2 protein-coding genes are annotated in these 2557 nt (G+C 36.8%); one reads left to right on the forward strand and one right to left on the reverse strand.

Annotated elements, in window-relative coordinates; all coding sequences use genetic code 11:
* Positions 1–48: 48 nt before the first annotated feature.
* Positions 49–906 (forward strand): MurR/RpiR family transcriptional regulator, encoded by an 858-nt coding sequence (locus tag ACFWE9_RS26570; protein ID WP_377359627.1) that lies wholly within the window; start codon positions 49–51, stop codon positions 904–906.
* A 79-nt stretch (positions 907–985) separates the two neighbouring features.
* On the opposite strand, the gene ACFWE9_RS26575 is transcribed toward ACFWE9_RS26570, so the two are convergent.
* Positions 986–2389 carry an amino acid permease gene (locus ACFWE9_RS26575; RefSeq protein ID WP_377359629.1) on the reverse strand — a complete coding sequence of 468 codons (1404 nt, stop codon included), beginning with the start codon at positions 2387–2389 and terminating at the stop codon, positions 986–988.
* Between the last annotated feature and the right edge of the window lie 168 nt (positions 2390–2557).

Consider the following 2557-nt stretch of genomic DNA (forward strand, 5'->3'; position numbering starts at 1 on the left):
GTATACTCCTGAAAATATATAAATATAAATAAAGGGGCGCTCTTTTTAATGTCAAACGTGTATCAAAACATTGCTGGACAAATAGGGGGAATGAGCAAGTCCCACGTGAAGATAGCTACATATATATTAGAGAATCAAACAACTGTTCCTTTTTTTACAGTTGGAAAACTAGCAAAAATGTCTGATGTAAGTGATGCCACCGTTGTGCGTTTTGCAACCTCTCTTGGCTATTCAGGCTATCCAGAGATGCAGCAGTATATGCAGAGCTCTGTTCAGCAACAACTAACAACGACTGATAGATTAAAGATGTCACAAAAAGTATACAATAAAGAATCTGCTGGGGTATACGAAGTGTTTCAAGATGATATTGCAAATATCACTTCCACTATGGAGAGATTGGATGAAGATGCTTTCCATAAAGCAGTGGAATGCTTATTAAAGGCAAGAAGAGTATATGTTATTGCAAACCGCAGTGCCATTTCTCTAGGTGTGTTTTTGCAGTATTATCTTCAAATGGTTTTAAATAATGTGGAATTGTTGCAATCTGTAGAGGCTTCGTCAGAAAAATTGTATGATTTAAATGAGCAAGATGTAGTGATCGGTGTAAGTTTTTCTCGATATACGAGGAGCACTATTCAAATGTTTTCCTTTGCAAAAGAAAAAAATGCCACAACAATTGCCATTACTGATAATTTACTCTCACCTCTGGTTCCTCATGCAGATATACCATTGACAGCATCGAGTCAGATGCCTAGCTTTATTGATTCCTTTGTTGCTCCATTGAGCCTAATTAACGCTTTAATTATGTTTGTCGGGAAGACGAAACAAGAGGATATCCATCAACGATTAGAATCTTTGGAAGATATCTGGAGTCATTTTGATGTTTTCCTAAAAGGGAAAATTTAATAGAAAGAAGCATTACTTTTTCCTTATGGAAGAAGTAAGGCTTTTTTAGTTAATCAGATAGAAAGAAATACGCTTTTGATTATTTTAGTGGTGGCAAATCATTGGATAGTTTATTGTTTTCCTCTGTGCTATACATTTTCTTTTTTCCGAAAAAAAGAGTCAACACAATGATTATGCCAGTTAAGACAAGTGTAGAATAAAGCTGGCTTCTTGTAGACTCGATAAAAGCCATGGAAATCAATATGATGGAAATCCCCAGAATTGTTGCATATGTCAAATATGGGAACAACCACATCTTCACTTTCAGAGCATCGGGATTCTCTCTTTCTAACCTATTTCTCATCCTCAACTGAGAAATGGAAATAACCAGATAAACGAGTAAAATGATCGCTCCTGATGAATTAACTAGAAACAGAAAAACTAACTCGGGGGAAACATAACTCATCACCACAGCAATATAAGAAAAAATGGTAGCTGCAAAAACAGCTCTTGAAGGAACGCCATTTTTATTCAACTTGCCAAAATATTTAGGGGCATCTCCTTTTTTAGCTAAAGAAAAGAGCATTCGGGATGTTGTATACAAACCAGCGTTCAAGCATGATAAAACAGCTGTTAGTACGATGAAATTCATGAGGTGAGCTGCAAAAGGAATACCTAGGTTTTCTAAAACGGCAACAAATGGACTCTGTAATACATTAGCAGAATTCCAAGGCAGTAAAGTCACCACTACGGCTATCGAGCCCACATAAAAGATCAAGACTCGCCATATTGTACTATTGATGGCCTTAGAGACAGACTTTACAGGATCCTTTGATTCCGCTGCTGCAATAGTCGCTACTTCCGTACCGGCAAAAGAGAAAAATACCGTAATAACCCCTACAAAAACGGAGCTTATACCATTTGGGAAAAACCCGCCGTTTTGCACAAGATTGGAGGTTCCAACTGCCGATTCCACTGAAAATCCGAATATATAAGACACGCCTAAAATTAAAAAGGCAATAATACTCGCTACTTTAATCATGGCAAACCAATATTCAAATTCTCCAAAGGATTTAACTGAAAAGATATTTGTTAAAGTAAGGGCGATTGTCAAGGCTAAAGCAAGAAACCATAGAGGAATATCGGGATACCACATATTGATGATAGCTGCACCTGCAATCGCTTCAATGGCAATAACGACCACCCATTGAAACCAATAAAGCCACCCTACAGTAGTACCTGCCCAAGGGCCGATTGAATCCCGAGCATATTCTGAAAATGAACCACTTGATGGATTGGAAGTGGCCATTTCACCAAGACTCTTCATTATCAAGAACACTAATACACCAGCAATTACATAAGAAACCAAGATGCCGGGCCCGACCTTATGTATGGCAGCGCCACTGCCTACAAAAAGACCTGCACCGATTACGCCTCCGATAGCAATCATTGACATGTGACGAGAACTGAGTGACTGTTCTAATTCATTCTGTTGTTTGTTCATATAAGACCTCCCTGAAAAATATGTGTAAACGTTTACAAGTTCACCAAACATTTACAAGAACTGATTATAGTTTACACAATTTTTAAAATTTTTGAAATAAAAAATTCAAAATTAAAAACAAAAAGAAATATTAATTGCTAAAGTAAACAAAATAAAATATTATTTGAT

The sequence above is a fragment of the Peribacillus sp. NPDC060253 genome (assembly GCF_042727425.1).
Classification (GTDB): domain Bacteria; phylum Bacillota; class Bacilli; order Bacillales; family DSM-1321; genus Peribacillus.